General features: G+C 63.0%; 11 protein-coding genes. 6 read left to right on the forward strand and 5 right to left on the reverse strand.

All coding sequences use genetic code 11. The features are described 5' to 3' along the window. Nucleotides 1–39: 39 nt before the first annotated feature. Nucleotides 40–2,517 carry a TonB-dependent receptor gene (locus ABWW33_RS22830; RefSeq protein ID WP_353403880.1) on the reverse strand — a complete coding sequence of 826 codons (2,478 nt, stop codon included), beginning with the start codon at nt 2,515–2,517 and terminating at the stop codon, nt 40–42. Between the two features lie 190 nt (nt 2,518–2,707). Between ABWW33_RS22830 and ABWW33_RS22835 the strand changes: the two genes are divergently transcribed. From ABWW33_RS22835 to ABWW33_RS22855, 5 genes are all read left to right on the forward strand, one after another. Beyond that, on the forward strand, nt 2,708–3,715 hold the full coding sequence (locus ABWW33_RS22835; protein WP_176653018.1) for a LacI family DNA-binding transcriptional regulator: 1,008 nt from the start codon (nt 2,708–2,710) through the stop codon (nt 3,713–3,715). Between the two features lie 95 nt (nt 3,716–3,810). Next, entirely contained in the window at nt 3,811–6,135 is a 2,325-nt protein-coding gene (locus ABWW33_RS22840) for a glycoside hydrolase family 65 protein (RefSeq protein WP_353403881.1), read from the forward strand. After that, entirely contained in the window at nt 6,132–6,773 is a 642-nt protein-coding gene (gene pgmB / locus ABWW33_RS22845; RefSeq protein ID WP_176653016.1) for a beta-phosphoglucomutase, read from the forward strand. Before ABWW33_RS22840 ends, pgmB begins: the two co-directional genes overlap by 4 nt. 35 nt (nt 6,774–6,808) lie before the next feature. Further along, a complete protein-coding gene (locus ABWW33_RS22850; protein WP_353403882.1) occupies nt 6,809–8,077 on the forward strand; it encodes an MFS transporter in 1,269 nt (422 codons plus the stop codon). A gap of 9 nt (nt 8,078–8,086) precedes the next feature. After that, the gene (locus ABWW33_RS22855; protein WP_176653014.1) at nt 8,087–9,097 is read left to right on the forward strand and encodes a substrate-binding domain-containing protein; all 1,011 of its coding nucleotides are present in this window, start codon (nt 8,087–8,089) and stop codon (nt 9,095–9,097) included. 10 nt (nt 9,098–9,107) lie between these two features. Here ABWW33_RS22855 and icmF read toward each other — a convergent pair whose 3' ends face one another. The 3 genes from icmF to ABWW33_RS22870 all read right to left on the reverse strand — a co-directional run bounded on the left by icmF (nt 9,108) and on the right by ABWW33_RS22870 (nt 17,156). Further along, a complete protein-coding gene (gene icmF / locus ABWW33_RS22860) occupies nt 9,108–12,395 on the reverse strand; it encodes a fused isobutyryl-CoA mutase/GTPase IcmF (protein ID WP_353403883.1) in 3,288 nt (1,095 codons plus the stop codon). Nucleotides 12,396–12,455: 60 nt separating this feature from the next. Continuing rightward, nucleotides 12,456–16,019 carry an indolepyruvate ferredoxin oxidoreductase family protein gene (locus tag ABWW33_RS22865; protein WP_353403884.1) on the reverse strand — a complete coding sequence of 1,188 codons (3,564 nt, stop codon included), beginning with the start codon at nt 16,017–16,019 and terminating at the stop codon, nt 12,456–12,458. A 204-nt stretch (nt 16,020–16,223) separates the two neighbouring features. After that, nucleotides 16,224–17,156 carry a LysR substrate-binding domain-containing protein gene (locus ABWW33_RS22870; protein WP_353403885.1) on the reverse strand — a complete coding sequence of 311 codons (933 nt, stop codon included), beginning with the start codon at nt 17,154–17,156 and terminating at the stop codon, nt 16,224–16,226. A 132-nt stretch (nt 17,157–17,288) separates the two neighbouring features. Between ABWW33_RS22870 and ABWW33_RS22875 the strand changes: the two genes are divergently transcribed. Continuing rightward, nucleotides 17,289–18,509 (forward strand): HD-GYP domain-containing protein, encoded by a 1,221-nt coding sequence (locus tag ABWW33_RS22875; protein ID WP_176653010.1) that lies wholly within the window; start codon nt 17,289–17,291, stop codon nt 18,507–18,509. A 66-nt stretch (nt 18,510–18,575) separates the two neighbouring features. Here ABWW33_RS22875 and ABWW33_RS22880 read toward each other — a convergent pair whose 3' ends face one another. Further along, nucleotides 18,576–19,619, reverse strand: a complete 1,044-nt coding sequence (locus ABWW33_RS22880; protein WP_176653009.1) for a GGDEF domain-containing protein — start codon at nt 19,617–19,619, stop codon at nt 18,576–18,578. Nucleotides 19,620–19,651: the final 32 nt, after the last annotated feature.

Consider the following 19,651-nt stretch of genomic DNA (forward strand, 5'->3'; position numbering starts at 1 on the left):
GGCTGACTGCGCCTTGCCTGTGAGGAGGGACGGAACAGCTTAGAAGCGGTACAGCACGGACGCTTCCCAGGTACGGCCAAACAGCGGACGTGCGTTGATCGGACCGGAGCCGCCGGTGGTCAGGCGCGAGTTGCCTTCCGTCAGGCCCAGTTCGTTGTTGAGGTTGGTGCCGCTGAGGCGCACTTCGATCTTCTCGCCCAGCGAGAACAGCACGCCGGCATCGATGGTGCGGTAGGACGGCAGGTATTGCTGGTTGGCCTGGTCGGCCCAGCGCTCGCCGATCGAGGTGTAGGTGCCGTAGATCTTGGCCGAGTTGCCGTCGCCGAACGGGATGCGGTAGGTTGGCGTGAAGCGGAACTGCAGCTTAGGCTGGCGCTGCACGGTTTTGCCGGCGGTGTCAGGATTGTCGCGGTATTCAGATTTCTGGTAATCGCCGGTCAACGCCAGTTGCAGGTTTTCGATAGGACGCACCGCCACTTCAAATTCCAGGCCGTTGCCCTTCGAACCGCTGATCGAGTGCAGCTCGCGGCCGTCGGCAAGGATCTGCGTGAACGCGATACCGTCGAATTCCGTGTGGAAGGCGTTGATATAGGCGCTGTACAGCTGCGTTGCCGTCTTGAAGCCGATCTCGAACTGGCTGACCTTCGGCGTCGGCAGGATGCTGCTGTCGTTGGCGGTCTTCTGGTTGCCGGCGCCGCGCAGGTCGTCAAACGAGATGAAGGTGTGGCCGCGGTTGGCGCGCACGAACACGGCCGTATCCTTGGCCAACTTGTAGTTGCCGCCGATGGTGAAGGAGTTGGCGCTGTCGGTGCGGCTCAGGTAGGTGTTCGAACCGTCCGGCATCGAGGTGCCGTTGTTGTAGACGGTCAGCGGACTGTTGTCGGTGTCGGCCGAGGTCAGGTTGGAGATCGTGCCGCTGATCTTTTGCTGTTCGTGGCGCACGCCGAAGTCGACCTTGATGCGGTCGTTGACTTTCCACTCGTCGGAAACGAAGGCGGCGGTGTTGCGGCCGTCATACGAGGCGACCGGCGCGTAGAACACATTGCCGTCGGTACCGTTTTTCGACACGACCACGCCGTTGTTCAGCGTCACGTTGATCAGGCTGGCTTGCGGCACGGCCGTCATCAGGTGGCTGTTGCCCAGGTACCAGACGTCATGCGACGAGTAGTCGGCGAAGTAGCCGCCCACGGTGACGGTGTTGTCCTTGCCGATTTCCTTGCTGACGCGCAGTTCGTCGGTGAACGACTTCAGTTGCTTCTCGACCGACCACAGGCCGGCCTGCACCACTTGCTGGTTGCCGTCGACCGCGCCGCCGTGGACATAGGTGGCGGTGCCGGCCGTGGCCAGCTTGCCGCCGGCAGCCGCGACCGTTGCCGCGTTGCCGTTGGCCGAGGCGATGGCGGCCTTCAGGTAATCGTTCATCGACAGCGGGTTGTTACCGGTGAACATGGCGTTGGTGTTCAGGTCGCCGTCAAAGCGGTTGAACTTGTTCGATACGCTCCAGTCGCCGATCTTCTGGTCGAAATCGGCGCCGAAGACGGTGGCTTTCAGGCCGCGGCCGTCCGCCAGGTCCTTGGTCAGCGTCTTGCCGGGCGCCGCTTCGATGGTGAAGTTGCGCATTTCGCCGCTCATCAGGGTGCCGGTCAGCGGATTGAAGCCGGGGAACTCGCTGATCGTGTGGCCGCCGTTGCTGGAGATCAGCGGCACGCCGGTGTAGAAGGCGTTCTTGTCGTCGGTGCTGCGGGCGTACAGGGTCAGCTTGCCCTGGTCCAGGTTGCGGGTCAGGGTGGCGGTGATCTGGTGGCCGTCGTCGGCAGGGAAGCCGGCGTCGCGCACGCCGTCGGTCTTGCGGTAGAAGCCGCCGACCGAGCCGTACCAGCCGTCGCTGATCTTGCCGCCGTAGAACATGTCGACGCGGCGCAGGCTGCCGGTGCCGGTGGTGAAGCGTACCGAGCCTTCCGGCGTGTCCGTGCCTTCCTTGAGGATGAAGTTCATCGTCGCGCCGGGCTGGGCGTTGGACCAGATGGTGGACGGGCCGCCGCGCAACACTTCAACGCGCTCGACCGTGTCGTCCAGGCGGAAGGCGGACGAGCCTTCGAAGAACGACAGCGTCGGCGGCGGGTAGATCGGGTTGCCCATCAGCTGCACCGAGACGAACGGCGAATCGCTGCCGGAGGGGAAGCCGCGCACTTCGATGTTGGCGCCGGACTGGCCGCCGGTCGATTCTGCATACACGCCCGGCACGATTTTCATGATGTCGGCGGTGCTGCTTGGCGAGGCTTGCTTGAGTTGCTCTTCGGTCGCGGTGGTGATCGAGAAGGCCGAATCGACCTTGCGCACGCCGCGCGCCGAGGCCACGCCGGTGACGACGACCTGCTGGACTTCGGCGGTGACCTCCTTGGAGGTGGCCTGCTCGGCAGCCGGTGCGGCGGTTTGGGCTTGCGCGGCGGCCTGGTTGACGAGGGTGAGGACTGCAGCCGTGACTGCGGATAACAAGAACGGATTCTGGGTTTTCATGTGGTCTCTGTGCTTTCTTATTGGACTGAAATCGTCTCCTGGATCTTCCGGGTTTTCGCGAAGATGAGCCATTGAAACAAGAAATGATATCGATGTCAATCAAAATGTTATCGATGTCATTTTTCGCGACAAAACAAAAATTTCTGTCATAATGCGTTCGCAACCATGTATTCAACCCTATGAGCGATCGATGCCCTCGAATAAGAACGTAGCCCGAAAAAGCGACACGGCATTGACAATGGAGGACCTGGCCAAGCTGGCCGGCGTCTCCAAGATCACAGTTTCCCGTGCGCTGCGCGACAGCCCGCTGGTGACGGCCGAGACGCGCGAGAAGATCCGCACCTTGGCCAACGAGCAGGGCTACCGTTTCAACGTGAGCGCGCGCAATTTGCGCATGGGCCGCAGTTATTCGGTGGCGGTTGTGGTGGAAATGACACCCGTGCGCGGCCGGCCGATGTCCGATCCGTATCCGCTGGAGCTGTTGGGCGGCATCACGCAGGAATTGACGACCGCCGGCTACAGCGTGGTGCTGACCTCCAAGCAGTTGATGAACACCGCGCCGGTGCAGGGCGCCGACGGTCTGATCCTGCTGGGCCAGGGCTCGCACGGCGAGGCGGTGCGCACCTTGCAGCAGACCGGCATGCCGCTGGTGGTGTGGGGCGCGCCGGAACCGGACATGGACTACATCGTGGTCGGCTCGGACAATAGGAAGGGCGGCATCAGCGCCGCCGAACGTTTCATCGCGCAGGGCCGGCAGAAGCTGGTGTTCCTGGGCGACGTCGACCACGCCGAGGTGCAGGAACGCTGCGCCGGCTTCATCGACGCGATGGGCGGACGGGCGGCGGTGCACATCATCCGCCCCAAGGCGTTCACCTTCGAGGCGGGCTTCGACAGTATTTCGGCGCTGCTGAAAAAGAAGGGCGCCAGCTTCGACGGCGTGTTTGCCGCCAGCGATCTGCTGGCCATGGGCGCGATCCGCGCGCTGGCCGAAAAGAATTTGCGGGTGCCGGAGAATGTCTCCGTCATCGGCTACGACGATACGCCCGGCGCCGCCAGTTTCGTGCCGCCGCTGACCAGCGTGCACCAGTATCTGCGCGACGGCGGCGTGTTGTTGGCCAAGAAGATGTTGGGCCTGATCGAAGGCCAGCCGGTCGGCTCGGAAATGCTGCCGACCACTTTGATGGTGCGCCAGACCTAGTTTTCGCTTTCCCCTGAAAAACGCTAAAAACCTTCTAAAACCGGTGTTTTTCAAAATTCAAACCGCTTTGAATCGCATTTTGTAAGGAATACGCTGTGCAACAACACACCTATCCCCTGGAAGCCTGGTGCATCCGCGAGACCAGCTTCGATACCGACTCCCATTTTCTCGATGAGACGCTGTTCGCCTTGGGCAATGGCTACATCGGCCTGCGCGGCACCGGCGAGGAGGGCTACAACGGCCCCGCCGGCACCTCGCTCGACGGCACCTACCTGAATGGCTTCTATGAATCGGAGCCCATCCAGTATCCGGAGGCGGCTTACGGCCTGGCCAAGGTCAACCAGTTCATGCTGAATGTGCCGAACGCGAAAGGCATCGAGCTGTGGCTCGAGGACGAGCGTTTCGACCTGCTGAGCGGTTCCGTGCAGACGTACGAGCGGGTGCTGGACTTCCGCACCGGCGTGCTGACGCGCACCGTGGAGTGGACCTCGCCGCAGGGCCGCAGCGTGAAGGTGAACAGCCGCCGCCTGGTGTGCTTCGAGAACAAGCACCTGTTCGCGATCGAGTTCGAGGTGACGCCGCTGAACTTCGCCGGCCGCATGCGGCTGGTGTCGGCGCTGGACGGCGCGGTGAAGAACCAGGAAGCCGGCGACGACCCGCGCGTGGGTTCCGCGGTTTCGGGTCAGTCGCTGCACATGGTCGGTCATGAACAGAATGTCGGCTTCGCGGCGCTGGTGCAGCGTACGCACAACAGCGGCTTCATGCTGGTCAGCGCCACCGACACGGAGCTGGCCGGCGCCGATGCGACCATCACCATCGCACAGGTGGAGCAGCGCCTGACGCAGACCTATGAATTGGCCGCGCAGGCCGGCCAGGCCGTCACGCTGACCAAGTACGGCAGCTACTTCTCCTCGCGCGACTACGTCGAGACGGAACTGATGTGGCGCAGTAAGGACACGCTGGCCGGCGCCAGGGCCGCAGGCTTCGACGATCTGCGCCTGGCGCAGGAGCAGTACCTGGCCGACTTCTGGCAGCAGGCCGACGTGCAGATCGCCGGCGACGACGCGCTCCAGCAAGGCATCCACTTCAACCAGTTCCACCTGCTGCAATCGGTGGGCCGCGACGGCAAGACCAACATCTCGGCCAAGGGCGTGACGGGCGAGGGCTACGAAGGCCACTATTTCTGGGACACGGAGATTTACATCTTCCCGTTCTTCCTGTATTCGAAACCGGAAATCGCCCGCAAGCTGCTGGAGTACCGCTACGCCGGCCTGCCGAAGGCGCGCGAGCGCGCGCGCCAGATGTCGCACGCCACCGGCGCGCTGTACCCGTGGCGCACCATCGCCGGCGACGAGTGCTCGGCCTACTTCCCGGCCGGCACCGCGCAGTACCACATCAACGCCGACATCGCCTATTCGATCAAGCTGTACATGGAAGCGACCGGCGACCAGGAATACCTGGTCAAACATGGCGCGGAAATCGTCATGGAAACGGCGCGCATCTGGATGGGCATCGGCAGCTACGACCGCGAAGGCCGCTTCTGCATCAACCAGGTGACGGGCCCGGACGAATACACGGCGCTGGTCAACAACAACTACTACACCAACGCGATGGCGCGCATGCACCTGGACTTCGCGGCATCGATCGCGGAGCAGCTGCAGGCCAGCCAGCCGGCGGAGTTTGCCCGCATCGCCGCCGCCGCCGCGCTGGACGCGAACGAGCCGGCCGCATGGCGCCGCGCCGCGTCGCTGATGAATCTTCCGTACGACCAGGCGCTGCAAATTCACGCGCAGGACGACAGCTTCCTGTCGAAGAAAGTGTGGGATTTCGCCAACACGCCAAAAGAGAACTACCCGCTGCTGCTGAACTATCATCCGATGGTGATCTACCGCCACCAGGTGTGCAAGCAGGCGGACGTGGTGCTGGCGCTGCTGCTGCTGTCCGACCAGTTCACGCTGGAGGACAAGCGCCGCGACTTCGATTACTACGAGGCGGTGACCACGCACGATTCGTCGCTGTCGTCCTGTATCTTCAGCATCATCGCGGCGGAAGTGGGCTACCAGGACAAGGCCTACGACTACTTCATGGAGACCGCGCGCCTCGACCTGGACGACACGCACGGCAACACGCACTACGGCGTGCACACGGCGGCGATGGCCGGCACCTGGATGGGCGTGGCGTACGGCTTCGCCGGCATGCGCGTGGTCGGCGGCGAACTGCACTTCGCGCCGTCGCTGCCCAAGCAGTGGCAGCACTACACGTTCAAGATTCATTTCAAGGGTGCGCTGCTGGAGGTGCACGTGGAGCCGGGCCGCACAGACTACCGCCTGCTGCAAGGCGAGCTGCTGGACTTTACCCACGGCGGCGAGCAAGTCGCGCTGACCCTGTCGCAACCGATGCAATCGAGGAGTTTTTCATGAGCCGCTTTAAAGCCGTTATCTTTGACCTGGACGGCGTGATCACCGACACCGCCCACTATCACTACCTGGCGTGGAAAAGCCTGGCGGAATCGCAGGGCGTGCATTTCGACCAGGCCTTCAACGAGAACCTGAAGGGCATCGACCGCATGGGATCGCTGGACCTGATCCTGGCGTCGTCGTCGCGCACGTACACGCCGCAGGAGAAGCTGGCGCTGGCCGACGAGAAAAACCTGCACTATCAGGAACTGATTTCCACGATGTCGTCGTCGGATCTGCTGCCGGGTGCCGTCAACGCGCTCAACGCGGTGCGGCGCGCGGGCCTGCGCATCGGCCTGGCCTCGGTCAGCAAGAACGCCTTTACGGTTCTGGGCCGGTTGGGCATCACCGATAAATTCGACTACGTGGTGGATGCAGCGACCATCGCGCGCGGCAAGCCGGATCCGGAAATTTTCCTGAAGGCGGCGCGCGAACTGGGCGTTGCGCCCGCCGACTGCCTCGGCGTCGAGGACGCGGTGGCGGGCGTGGCGTCGATCAAGTCGGCCGGCATGTTCGCGCTGGGGATAGGCCATCCGTTTGTGCTGACCGAGGCTGATGTGGTCATCACGAGCTTGACGGACTTCAATCTGGAATCGTACTAAATCATATAAATAATAAAAACCAATCCGGAGACAGTATGAAGAACAATCGCATCCTATTTGCGCTATTTCTGATTTACTTTGTATTTGCAATTCTGCTCAATAGCGTGGGCACGGTCATCCTTCAGGTGATCAACAACTACGGCATCACCAAGTCCAGCGCCAGCGTGCTGGAAGGGTTCAAGGACTTGCCGATCGCGGTGGTGTCCTTCCTCGTGGCGTCGTTCCTGCCGCGCCTCGGCTACAAGAAGGCGATGCTGACCGGGCTGGCCATCGTCACCGCCGCCTGCGTGGCGATGCCGGTGCTGCCGTCGTTCGCCACCACCAAGTTGTTGTTCTTCTGCGTCGGTGTGTCGTTCGCGCTGGTCAAGGTGTCGGTGTATTCGACGCTGGGCCTGATCGCGGCCGACCGCAAGCAGCACGCCAGCATCATGAATCTGCTGGAAGGCTTCTTCATGGTCGGCGTGTTGAGCGCCTACTGGGTGTTCGGCTACTTCATCGATTCGCACGATCCGCTGTCGCAAAGTTGGCTGCAGGTCTACTGGGTGCTGGCGGTGCTGTGCGCGCTGACGTTCGCGCTGCTGCTGACGACCCCCTTCAACGAAGACATGGCCGCGCTGCCGGCAGGCCGCGGCATCGCGCAGGATTTCGCCGCGATGCTGAAGCTGTTCTTCAAGCCGCTGGTGTGCGTGTTCGTCATCACCGCGTTCCTGTATGTGCTGATCGAGCAAAGCGTGGGCACCTGGCTGCCGACGTTCAACAACGAAATCCTCAAGCTGCCGGCGGCGATGAGCGTGCAGGTGACCAGCATCTTTGCCGCCTGCCTGGCGATCGGCCGTCTGTCGGCCGGCGTGTTGATGCGCAAGTTGAACTGGTATCCGGTGATGAACGCCTGCGTGATCGGCATGGCGGCGATGGTGCTGCTGGCGCTGCCGCTGACGCACAACGTGGTGGCCGATCCGAACATCAGTTGGTCCAGCGCGCCGGTGGCCACCTTCCTGTTCCCGCTGATCGGACTGTTCATGGCGCCCATCTATCCGGGCATCAACTCGGTGATGCTCAGTTCCCTGCCGAAGAACCAGCACTCGGCGATGACCGGCCTGCTGGTGATTTTTTCGGCGCTGGGCGGCACCACCGGGTCGCTGATCACCGGCTACGTGTTCGGCAATTTCAGCGGCCATTTCGCCTTCTACCTGACCCTGGTGCCCATCTCTATCGTCTTGATTATGTTGTATTTTTTCAAAAAAGCTGTCGATGACGGTGGTGGCGGTTTCGACCCGTCCGCTATAATCAGCGGTCAACATTGATCGTTTACTATGAATCTGGAGCGCCTCGCAAACTTACTCGGCATGTCGAAAACCACGGTGAGCCGGGCGTTAAACGGTTACCCCGAGGTCAACGGCCGGACGCGCGAGCGCGTGCTGAAGGCGGCCAAGGAGAACGGCTACCAGGCCAATCCGATGGCGCGTTCGCTGGCGCTGGGACGCACCAACGTATTCGGGATCATCTATCCGCTGCTGCCGGCGGACCTGGGCGATCCGATGTTCCTCGACGTGGTGGCCGGCATGTCGGCCGCGCTGGAGCAGGTGAATAAAAACCTGATCATCGCGCCGGTGTCGCCGTCCAACGAGCTGCCTTCCTACCAGCAGATCGTGCGCGGACGGCGGGTCGACGGCCTGGTGGTGGGTCGCACGCTGGTGCGCGACGAGCGCATCGCGTTCCTGAGCAAATCCAGGTTTCCCTTTGTCGCACATGGCCGCACCGAGCTCGATGCGGCATATGCGTGGTTCGACTACGACAACGCGGCCGGCATCCGCATGGCCATGGAGCGCTTGCTGGGCTTGGGCCACCAGCGCGTGGCCCTGATCAGCGCACCGCTGGAATTGAACTTCGCCCGCCAGCGCAAGGACAGCTTCATCGCATCGATGTCCGCGGCGGGCCTGAGCGCCGATCCGCGCCACCTGATCGACAATACGCTGGACCGTCGCAGCGGCTACCAGGCGATGCAGCAGTTGCTGGCATGTTCGCCGCGGCCGACGGCCGTCATCGTCGACAATCATCTGTCTGGCGTAGGCGCCGTGCGCGCGCTGCTCGATGCCGGCATCGACATCGGCAAGGAGATATCGCTCATCGTTTGGGGCAATATGGCCGACACCTTGGCCGGCGCCAACGTCACCACCATCGACCAGCCCGACCCACACAAGGCCGGCGCCCGCATGATCGCCATGCTGATGGAGCTGGTGGATGGCAAGCCCGCTGGCGAACTGCAGGAATTGTGGCAGCCGGTTCTGCTGCCCGGCTCCACTGTCGGTCCCACCGTCGGCTGACTGCCTGGTCTTACATATTGCGGCGGTACTGGCCGCCGACTTCAAACAACGCGGTCGTAATCTGGCCCAGCGAGCAGACACGCACCGCGTCCATCAGCTTTTCAAACACGTTGGCGTTGTCGATGGCTGCCTGTTGCAGGGCGGCCAGCGCTGCCGGCGATGCCTCCGCGTTACGAGCGTGGAAGTCCTCCAGGCGCTTGAGTTGCGATTGCTTTTCGTCGTCGGTGGAACGCGCCAGTTCGATCTTCTGCGGCTCGCCCGTCGCCTTCGGATTGCGGAAGGTGTTGACGCCGATGATGGGCAGCGTACCGTCGTGCTTCTGGTGCTCGTACAGCATCGACTCTTCCTGGATCTTGCCGCGCTGGTAGCCGGTTTCCATCGCGCCCAGCACGCCGCCGCGTTCGGCGATGCGTTCGAATTCCTGCAGCACGGCTTCTTCCACCAGGTCGGTCAGCTCTTCCATGATGAACGAGCCCTGGTTCGGGTTCTCGTTCTTCGCCAGGCCCCACTCGCGGTTGATGATCAGCTGGATCGCCAGCGCGCGGCGGACGGATTCGTCGGTCGGCGTGGTGATCGCTTCATCATAGGCGTTGGTGTGCAGCGAGTTGCAGTTGTCATAGATCGCGATCAGCGCCTGCAGCGTGGTGCGGATGTCGTTGAAGTCGATTTCCTGCGCGTGCAGCGAACGGCCCGAGGTCTGCACGTGGTACTTGAGCTTTTGCGAACGGTCGTTGGCACCGTACTTGTCGCGCATCGCCACGGCCCACAGGCGGCGTGCCACGCGGCCCAGCACCGTGTACTCCGGGTCCATGCCGTTCGAGAAGAAGAACGACAGGTTGGGAGCGAAGTCGTCGATGTGCATGCCGCGCGCCAGGTAGGCTTCGACAAAGGTGAAGCCGTTCGACAGCGTGAACGCCAGCTGCGAGATCGGATTCGCGCCCGCTTCGGCGATGTGATATCCGGAGATCGACACCGAGTAGAAATTGCGCACCTGGTGGTGGACGAAGTATTCCTGGATGTCGCCCATCACCTTCAGCGAGAACTCGGTGGAGAAGATGCAGGTGTTCTGGCCCTGGTCTTCCTTCAGGATGTCGGCCTGCACGGTGCCGCGCACGTTCTGCAGTACCCAGTCCTTGATCTTGGCCGCTTCGTCGGCGCTTGGCTGGCGCTTGTTCTCTTCGACGAATTTTTCAACCTGCTGGTCGATGGCGGTGTTCATGAACATCGCCAGGATGGTCGGCGCCGGGCCGTTGATGGTCATCGAGACCGAGGTGCTCGGGCTGCACAGGTTGAAGCCGTCGTACAGCACCTTCATGTCGTCCAGCGTGGCGATCGATACGCCGGAGTTGCCGACCTTGCCGTAGATGTCCGGACGCAGCGCCGGATCGGCGCCGTACAGGGTCACCGAATCGAAGGCGGTGGACAGGCGCTTGGCGTCCATGCCGGTCGAGACCAGCTTGAAACGGCGGTTGGTGCGGAAGGCGTCGCCTTCGCCGGCGAACATGCGGGTCGGGTCTTCGCCTTCGCGCTTGAAGGCGAACACGCCGGCCGTGAACGGGAACGAGCCCGGCACGTTTTCCAGCATCAGGAAGCGCAGCACTTCGCCGTGGTCTTCGTAGCGCGGCAAGGCCACCTTGCGGATCTTGGTGCCGGACAGCGTGTGCTGGATCAGGCGGGTGCGGATTTCCTTGTCGCGGATTTTGACGACGTAGTCGTCGCCCGCGTAGGCCGCCTGCATGTCCGGCCACTGGGCCAGCAGCTTCTTGGCGCCGCCGTCCATTTCCGCATCGCGCTCGGCGATCAAATCATCGAAGTCGGCGGTCTTGTGGGCGATGGCCAGCATGCGCTTGGATTCGGTCAGTTGCTGGCGTTCGCGCGCCAGCGTCACCTGCTTGCGGGTGAAGCGGTGATAGCCGCGCACGGTGTCGGCGATCTCCGCCAGGTAGCGTGAACGTGCCGGCGGCACGATGACGTGCTTGCCGCTGGAGAAGCGCACGTCCACCGGAGGCAGCTTGCCCGGCTTGGCCTGCAGGCCGAATTGCGCCAGCTTGGGCAGCAGGCCCTGGTACAGCGAGGTCACGCCGTCGTCGTTGAAGCGCGACGCCTGCGTGCCGTAGACCGGCATTTCTTCCGGGCGCTTGTTCCACAGTTCGCGGTTGCGCTGGTACTGCTTGGCGACGTCGCGCAATGCGTCCTGCGAGCCTTTGCGGTCGAATTTGTTGATGGCGATGAAATCCGCGAAATCGAGCATGTCGATTTTTTCCAACTGCGAGGCGGCGCCGAATTCCGGCGTCATCACGTACATGGAGACGTCGACGTGCGGCACGATGGCGGCGTCGCCCTGGCCGATGCCGGAGGTTTCGACGATCACCAGGTCGAAGCCCGCGACCTTGCAGGCGGCAATGACGTCCGGCAGCGCCTGCGAGATTTCGGAACCGGCTTCGCGCGTGGCCAGCGAGCGCATGAAGACCCGCGCCTGGCCATTCCACGGATTGATCGCGTTCATGCGGATACGGTCGCCCAGCAGCGCGCCGCCGGATTTGCGGCGCGACGGGTCGATCGAGATGATGGCGATGTTGACCGAGTCGCCCTGGTCGAGGCGGATGCGGCGTATCAGTTCATCGGTCAGCGAGGATTTGCCGGCGCCGCCGGTGCCGGTGATGCCCAGCGTGGGCACGGCCAGGCCTTCGGCGGCCGCCAGTAGCTCGGCGCGCAGGGCAGGGGAGGCTTTTTCGTTTTCCAGCGCGGTGATCAGCTGGGCCAGCGGGCGGTGGCGCTCGGCGATGTCGCCTTCCTGCAGCGGCGCCAGCGACGTCGGCGAGTACTGGGACAGGTCGATGTCGCACTGCTGCACCATCCACTGGATCATGCCGACGAGGCCCATGCGCTGACCATCTTCCGGGCTGAAGATCTTGGTCACGCCGTAGGCATGCAGGTCGGCGATTTCGTCGGGAACGATCACGCCGCCGCCGCCGCCGAATACCTTGATGTGCGCGCCGCCGCGCTGGCGCAGCAGGTCGATCATGTATTTGAAGTATTCGACGTGGCCGCCCTGGTAGCTGGAGATGGCGATGCCCTGCACGTCTTCGGCCAGCGCGGCGGTCACCACTTCGTCGACCGAGCGGTTGTGGCCCAGGTGGACCACTTCCACGCCGTTCGATTGCAGGATGCGGCGCATGATGTTGATCGAGGCGTCATGGCCGTCGAACAGCGAGGCGGCCGTAACGAAACGGACTTTGTTGTTCAGGCGCGGCTGGTCCGGCACGGCGGCGATTTTCGGAGCGGAGAGGTCGTTCATGGTGTCCCTTTATGCTTTTCTTCATTATATGACGTTTACGTTAACGTCAAGTCAAGCGAATTATGCGGCGCGCTGTTGGCTGAATTGCGCCAGCAGGCGGGTTTTCTCGGTACGGAAGGTGGCGACTGCCTTTTCCTTCACGTGGCCGAAGCCGCGCACTTTTTCCGGCAGGCCGGTTAGTTCGACGGCCACCGCGTGGTTTTCCGGCGTCAGCTTGTCCATCAGCGCGACGACCATCTCGCGGTACTCGGCGATCAGCGCGCGTTCCATCTTGCGCTCCTCTGTGTAGCCGAAGATGTCGAACGCGCCGCCGCGCAGGCCCTTGAATTTCGCCAGCAGCTTGAACGCGCTCCACATCCACGAACCGAATTCCGCCTTGACCAGATGGCCCTTGGCGTCCTTTTTGGCGAACATCGGTGGCGCCAGGTTGAACTTGACCGAGAAGTTACCCTCGAACTGCTGCTTCAACTGCTCGACGAAACGGCCGTCGGTGTACAGGCGCGCCACTTCGTATTCGTCCTTGTAGGCCATCAGCTTGAAGTAGTACTTGGCGACGGCGGTGGACAGCTTGTTGCCCAGGCCCAGCGCGGTTTCCTTCGCGCGCACCTGCGACACCAGCTGCTCGTAGGTCGAGGCGTAGGCGGCGTTCTGGTACGCGGTCAGGAACTCGACGCGCTTGGCCAGGACGTTCTCCAGGCTTTGCGGCATCTGCACGACGATGGCTTGCGCCGGCGTCGCCACGCGCTCCACGCGCTTCAGGTCCACGGCGGCGCGGCGGCCCCACAGGAAGCTCTTCTTGTTCGACGCGATGCCGACGCCGTTCAACTCGATCGCGCGCAGCAGCGAGGCTTCGCTCAGCGGGATGCGGCCTTTCTGCCATGCGTAGCCGAGCATGAACAGGTTGGCGGCGATCGAGTCGCCCATCAGCGCGGTGGCCAGCTTGGTGGCGTCGATGAAATCGGCGGCGCCGGCGCCGACCGATTCCTCGATCAGCGCGCGCACTTCGGCCACCGGGTACTGCCAGTCGGCGTTCTGCGCGAAGGTGCCGGGCGGCTGCTCGTGCAGGTTGATCACGGCCAGCGTGCGGCCTGGACGCATCTTCGATACCGCGTCGGCGGCGCCGGCGGTCAGCATGTCGCAGCCGAGGATCACGTCCGCCTCGCCGGTGGCGATGCGTTGCGCGCGCAGGTGGGCCGGGGTCTTCGCCACTTTGACGTGCGAGGTGACCGAGCCGTTTTTCTGCGACATGCCGGTCATGTCCAGCACCGACGCGCCTTTGCCTTCCAGGTGCGCGGCCATGCCCATCAAGGCGCCGACGGTGATCACGCCGGTGCCGCCGATGCCGTTGATCAGGATGTTGTACGGCTGGTCGCACGACGGCAGCACGGGTTCCGGCAGCGGGCCGAAGCCGTCGTCGGCGTTGTCCTTGGTGACGCCGGTTTTTGTTTTCTTCAGCGATCCGCCTTCGACCGTGACGAAGCTCGGGCAGAAGCCCTTCACGCACGAGTAGTCCTTGTTGCACGACGATTGATCGATGGTGCGCTTGCGGCCGAATTCCGTTTCCTTCGGCAGGATCGACGTGCAGTTGGACTGGATGCCGCAGTCGCCGCAGCCTTCGCAGACGGCTTCGTTGATGACCATGCGCTTGGCCGGGTCGGGGAACTCGCCTTTTTTCCGACGCCGGCGCTTCTCGGCCGCGCAGGTCTGGTCGTAGATCAGCACCGACACGCCGCCGATTTCGCGCAGCTCGCGCTGCACCGTGTCCATGTCCTTGCGGTCATGCAGGCTGACGATGGTCGGCAGCGCGCTGCGGTCGGTGTAACGGTTCAGGTCTTCGGTCACCAGCGCGATGCGCTTGACGCCTTCGGCCGCCATCTGCTGTGCGATCATCGGCACCGAGGTGATGCCGTCGACCGGCTGGCCGCCCGTCATCGCGACGGCGTCGTTGTACAGGATCTTGTAGGTCATGTTGACCTTGGCCGCCACGGCCGCGCGGATCGCCAGGTAGCCGGAGTGGAAGTAGGTGCCGTCGCCCAGGTTCTGGAACACGTGCGGGATCTTCGAGAACGCGGCCTGGCCGATCCACGGCGCGCCTTCGCCGCCCATGTGCGTGGTCAGCTTGTTGAACTCGGGGTAGATCGAGGTCGCCATCACGTGGCAGCCGATGCCGGCCAATGCCAGGCTGCCTTCCGGTACCTTGGTCGAGGTGTTGTGCGGGCATCCGGAGCAGTAGAAGGCCGGGCGGAACGGCGTGCTGATGGCCTTTTTCAGTACCGCATCCTTCGCGTCGAGGAAGGTCAGGCGGGCCTTGATATGGTCGCAGGTGACCGGGTCGGAGATCAGGCGCTTGACGCGCGAGGCGATCACGCGCGCCACTTGCGAGACCGAAAAGTCGGCCTTGGACGTCAACAGCCATTCGCCGCGCGGCGCGACCCATTCGCCTTTTTCATCGAACTTGCCGATCACGCGCGGACGTACGTCGTCGCGCCAGTTGTACAGCTGTTCCTTCAGTTGGTATTCGACGATCTGGCGCTTTTCCTCGACCACCAGGATCTCGTCCAGACCCTGCGCGAATTCGCGCACGCTGTCCGGCTCCAGCGGCCATGGCATCGCGACCTTGAACAGGCGCAGGCCCACCTCGGCCGCCATCTTCTCGTCGATGCCCAGCTCTTCCAGCGCTTCCAGCACGTCCAGGTAGGATTTGCCGGAGGCGATGATGCCCAGCTTGGCGTTCGGGCTGGTGATGGTGGTGTGATTCAGTTTGTTCTCGCGCGCATAGGCCAGCGCGGCGTAGATTTTGTAGTCCTGCATCAGCGCTTCCTGGTTGCGCGCCTGCTGGCCCAGCGGGATGCTGGACAAACGCGCATTCAGGCCGCCTTCCGGCATGACGAAATCGTGCGGGATCTTGACTTCGACGCGGAACGGATCGGCGTCGACGGAGGCCGACGATTCGACCGTGTCCGCCAGCGCCTTGAACGCCACCGTGCAGCCGGAGAAGCGCGACATGGCCCAGCCGTGGATGCCCAGGTCCAGGTATTCCTGCACGTTGCATGGGTACAGCACCGGGATCATCGAGGCCGAGAACAAATGGTCCGACTGGTGCGGCAGCGTCGACGAATAGGCGCCGTGGTCGTCGCCAGCCACAAGCAGCACGCCGCCGTGTTTCGAGGTGCCGGCGTGGTTCATGTGCTTGAAGACGTCGCCACAGCGGTCCACGCCCGGGCCCTTGCCGTACCACATGGCGAACACGCCGTCGTACTTGGCCTCGCCGATCAGGTCGACCTGCTGCGAGCCCCAGACGGCGGTCGCCGCCAGATCCTCGTTCACGCCCGGCACGAACTGCACGTGATGCGCTTCCAGGTGCGGCTTGGCCTTCCACAGGTTTTCATCCAGGCCGCCCAGCGGCGAGCCGCGATAGCCGGAAATGAAGCCGGCCGTGTTCAGGCCATCGGCCTGGTCGCGCACGCGCTGCATCATCGGCAGGCGCACCAGCGCCTGGATGCCGGACAGGAAAATGTCGCCCCCGGTGGCAGTGTATTTGTCGTCGAGGCTTACGCTGGTCAGGCGGGAAGGGATGTCGTCGCCTGCGGACGTTGCAGGGCCGTGTGCCGTGGTATCGGGCATGGTGGTGTCTCCGTTTTTTTGTGTCAGATCGCGCCCAAACTTGGTGGCGCCGGGTAGGCGCGCCAGGATCAGGCCATGGGCCGCATGGTTAGCGGCAATACAGATATTTTAGGCTTAAAAAATCCGCTTTGTAGCAAGTATGGGCGCTGCTTGACGTATACGGAAATACGGATTGCCGATGGGGGTATAAGAAAAAGTGATGACTCAGGCGATGACGGTCGCACCCGGCCAGGTGTTGCCGGCACATAGCTGGCGGCTGACATGCTGCACCAGCCGGCTGACGGCCGCCGCAGCGTTGGTCAGCGGAATATTCTTGGATGCGCACAGCACCACGGTGCGCGAAATCGACGGGCTGTGGATGCGGTGGGCGCGCATGGCGCCGCGTTCGAGCTCGTCCAGCACCGGCGCCGACGGCAGAATGGTGGCGCCCATGCCGGCCAGGATGGCGGATTTGAGGATGGCGATGGAATTGATCTCGATGACGTTACTCAGAGTTAGCCCGGCTTCGCGCGCCACGCTTTCGATGCGCGGCCGTACGCCGTGCTGCAGGCCGGGCAGGATCAACGTGGTCTGCAAGGCCTGTGCCAGTGTGAGTGCTTGCTCACCTTGCGCATAAGGCGCGTCCGCGCGGCAGATGAAGCGCAGTTCTTCCTCCACCAGCGGGGTGTTGGCGAACTGGGCCAGTTGACCGTCGTCGAACAGCACCGCCAGGTTGACCCGGCCCGATTTCAGCTGCTCGCTGAGGTTGCCGGTCAGCTCCTCGGTCAGCTGCAGCGTGATTTCCGGATATTGGGCGCGCGCGGCCGTCAGCAGCGGCAAGGCCAGCGCGCCGGAGATGCTGTGCGGCAGCCCCAACGTGACGCTGCCGCTGGGCCGTTCGGTCGATTGCACGACAGCCGAGCGGGCGTCGGCCACCTGCTTGAGGATGGCTTGAGCATGTTCATAAAAAATCTTGCCCGCATCGGTGCTGAGCACGCCCTGGGCGGAGCGGTGCAGCAGCTGCACGCCCAGCTCCTCTTCCAGCTGTCGCAACTGTTGCGTCAGTGCCGGTTGTGCAACATGCAGCACCAGCGCGGCGCGCGACAGCGAGCCGTGGTCGACTATGGCAACAAAGTAACGAAGTTGGCGTAATTCCATATAAATGTGACACTGTTAGCGTGGACAAACAGATGGTAGCACTTGTAAATTTAATCCCGATAGGAAACTATTTGTTATACTAAAGTCAGCCCTTCCGCTGTCCAGTTCAGCCTCTCATTTTGTGGGTACTGTATGCTAAAGAAAGTCGACTCCTCCCAGCTGAAAGTGGGCATGTACATACATGATCTGAGCTGCGACTGGATGACCCATCCATTTGTCCGCAACCGGTTCCTGCTGTCCAGCGAAGATGAAATCCGCAAGATCGTGCACGCCGGCATCCACGACGTTGTCATAGACAGCTCCAAGGGCCTGGACGTGCAGGATGCGCCGACTCTGGCGGAGGCGCAAGCGGCAACCGAACGCGAAATCGTCGAGATCGCCGCCAAGACGCCGGTGGTCACCCGTGTGTCGCTGGGCGAGGAGATGAAACGGGCGGTGCAGATCCGCCACCAGGCGTCGACGCTGGTGCGCACGGTGATGCAGGACGCCCGCCTCGGCAAGGCCATCGAACTGGACCATGTGCAGCCGGTGGTGCAGAACATCACCGAATCCATCCTGCGCAATCCGGGCGCGCTGGTGGGGCTGCTGCGGATCAAGAACAAGGACGATTACACCTTTTTGCACTCCGTTAGCGTCTGTACGCTGCTGGTTGCCTTCTGCCGCTCGCGCGGCATCGACGCCGAAACCACCCATCAGGCCGGCCTGGGGGGCCTGCTGCACGATACCGGCAAGGCGCTGGTGCCGGATGCGGTGCTGAACAAACCGGGTCCGCTGACGGACGAGGAATTCGCGATCATCAAGCGCCATCCCGAAGATGGGTACAAGATCCTGCTGCAATCGCCGGAGATCGGACCGATTCCGCTCGATATCACGCTGCATCACCACGAACGCCGCGACGGCAGCGGCTATCCGAACAAGCAGGCCGCCGACGAGATCAGCGAGCTGGCGCAGATGGCGGCGATCGTCGATGTTTATGATGCGATCACGGCCGACCGCTGCTATCACAAGGGCATGTCGGCGGCGGCGGCGCTGCGCAAGATTTACGAGTGGAGCAAGTTCCACTTCAACCCGCAGTTTGCCCAGGAATTCATGCGTTGCGTCGGCATTTATCCGGTCGGCACGATGGTGATGCTGGAGTCGGGGCGCCTGGGTGTGGTGATTGAGCCACACGAAACGAATCTGCTGGCGCCCAAGGTCAATGTTTTCTTCAACACCAAGAAAAATCTCTACATCAAGCCGGAAACCGTCGATTTGTCGCGCGGACTGGGCTTTGGCGGCGGCGACAAGATCGTCGGCCACGAATCGCCGGGCAAGTGGAACGTAGACCCGATGCGCTTCCTGACCCTGGCCTAAGCCGCTTCAAGCTGACCGCTGCTTCGTTGCGGCTCCTCGCCGCGCTCAGCTTGAAACAGCTAATAGTCAGAAGAATTCGGCGGTATCGTTGGAGGCGATGGTCTGCAGCAGGCCGCCGTCTACCAGCTCGTCGTAGTGGCAGGCCAGGTTGCGGCCGTGGCTCTTGGCGTAGTACAGCGCCTGGTCGGCGTGTCCCAGGATGATCACCGGCGCTTCCAGCGCGCTGATGCTGACGAAGCCCACACTCACCGTCACCTTGCCCACCTGCGGGAAATCATGCGACGCCACGTTGACGCGGAAGCGGTCGATGATCTTCTTGGCGTGGTCCAGCGTGGTGGAGCGCAGCAGCACGACGAATTCCTCGCCGCCGAAACGGAACACGCGGTCTTGCGCGCGGAACGACGAGGTCAGCAGGTTGGCGATCAGGATCAGCACCTCATCGCCGTACAAATGGCCGAAACGGTCGTTAACATGCTTGAAATGGTCGACATCGACCACCGCCAGCCATTGTTTTTCCTGGTCATGGTGGGCCCGGCGCTCGGGCTCGCCCGGCAGCGTGAGCGCGTCCTGTTCGGTGGACGCGGCCAGCATCTTGGCCAGCTGGTCGTCGAAGGTCTTGCGGTTGAGCAGGCCGGTCAGCGAATCGCGTTCGCTGTAGTCCAGCAGGTTCTGGAAGTTGCGGTAGACGCTGACGATGCCGCCGATGATGTGGATGGTGTCGCTGGTGTACGGCGTCGGGTTGACGATTTCCAGGCAGGTGTCGGCCTTGTCGCCGAGCCAGATCGGCAGCCACAGCGTGTGCTCGCCGGCCTCGTTGGCGACGTCGGCGCCCGATTCGTGGTCGGCGATGCATTTGGCGAGCGCCGGCGTGTTCTCGATCGGCTCGCCGGGATTGTGCAGGTCCGTGGTGTCGACCATGCGCGCGGCTTCGCCGGCGTTGATGACGGCGCGCGGCCGGACAAAAATCTTGCCCCTCACTGTGGCCAGCGTCAGCACGCGGGCCTGACTGGCGTGGGCAAGCTCCTGCACCGCCGAGATCACGGAGATGTCGAGCATCGTGTGATCGCGGTGGCCGGTCATGTCCACCATGTGTTTCAGTAGGGAATCCATTTTCTTCTCTGGAAAATAATCACACAACCATT

The organism is Duganella hordei, assembly GCF_040369125.1.
GTDB lineage: Bacteria > Pseudomonadota > Gammaproteobacteria > Burkholderiales > Burkholderiaceae_D > Rugamonas > Rugamonas hordei.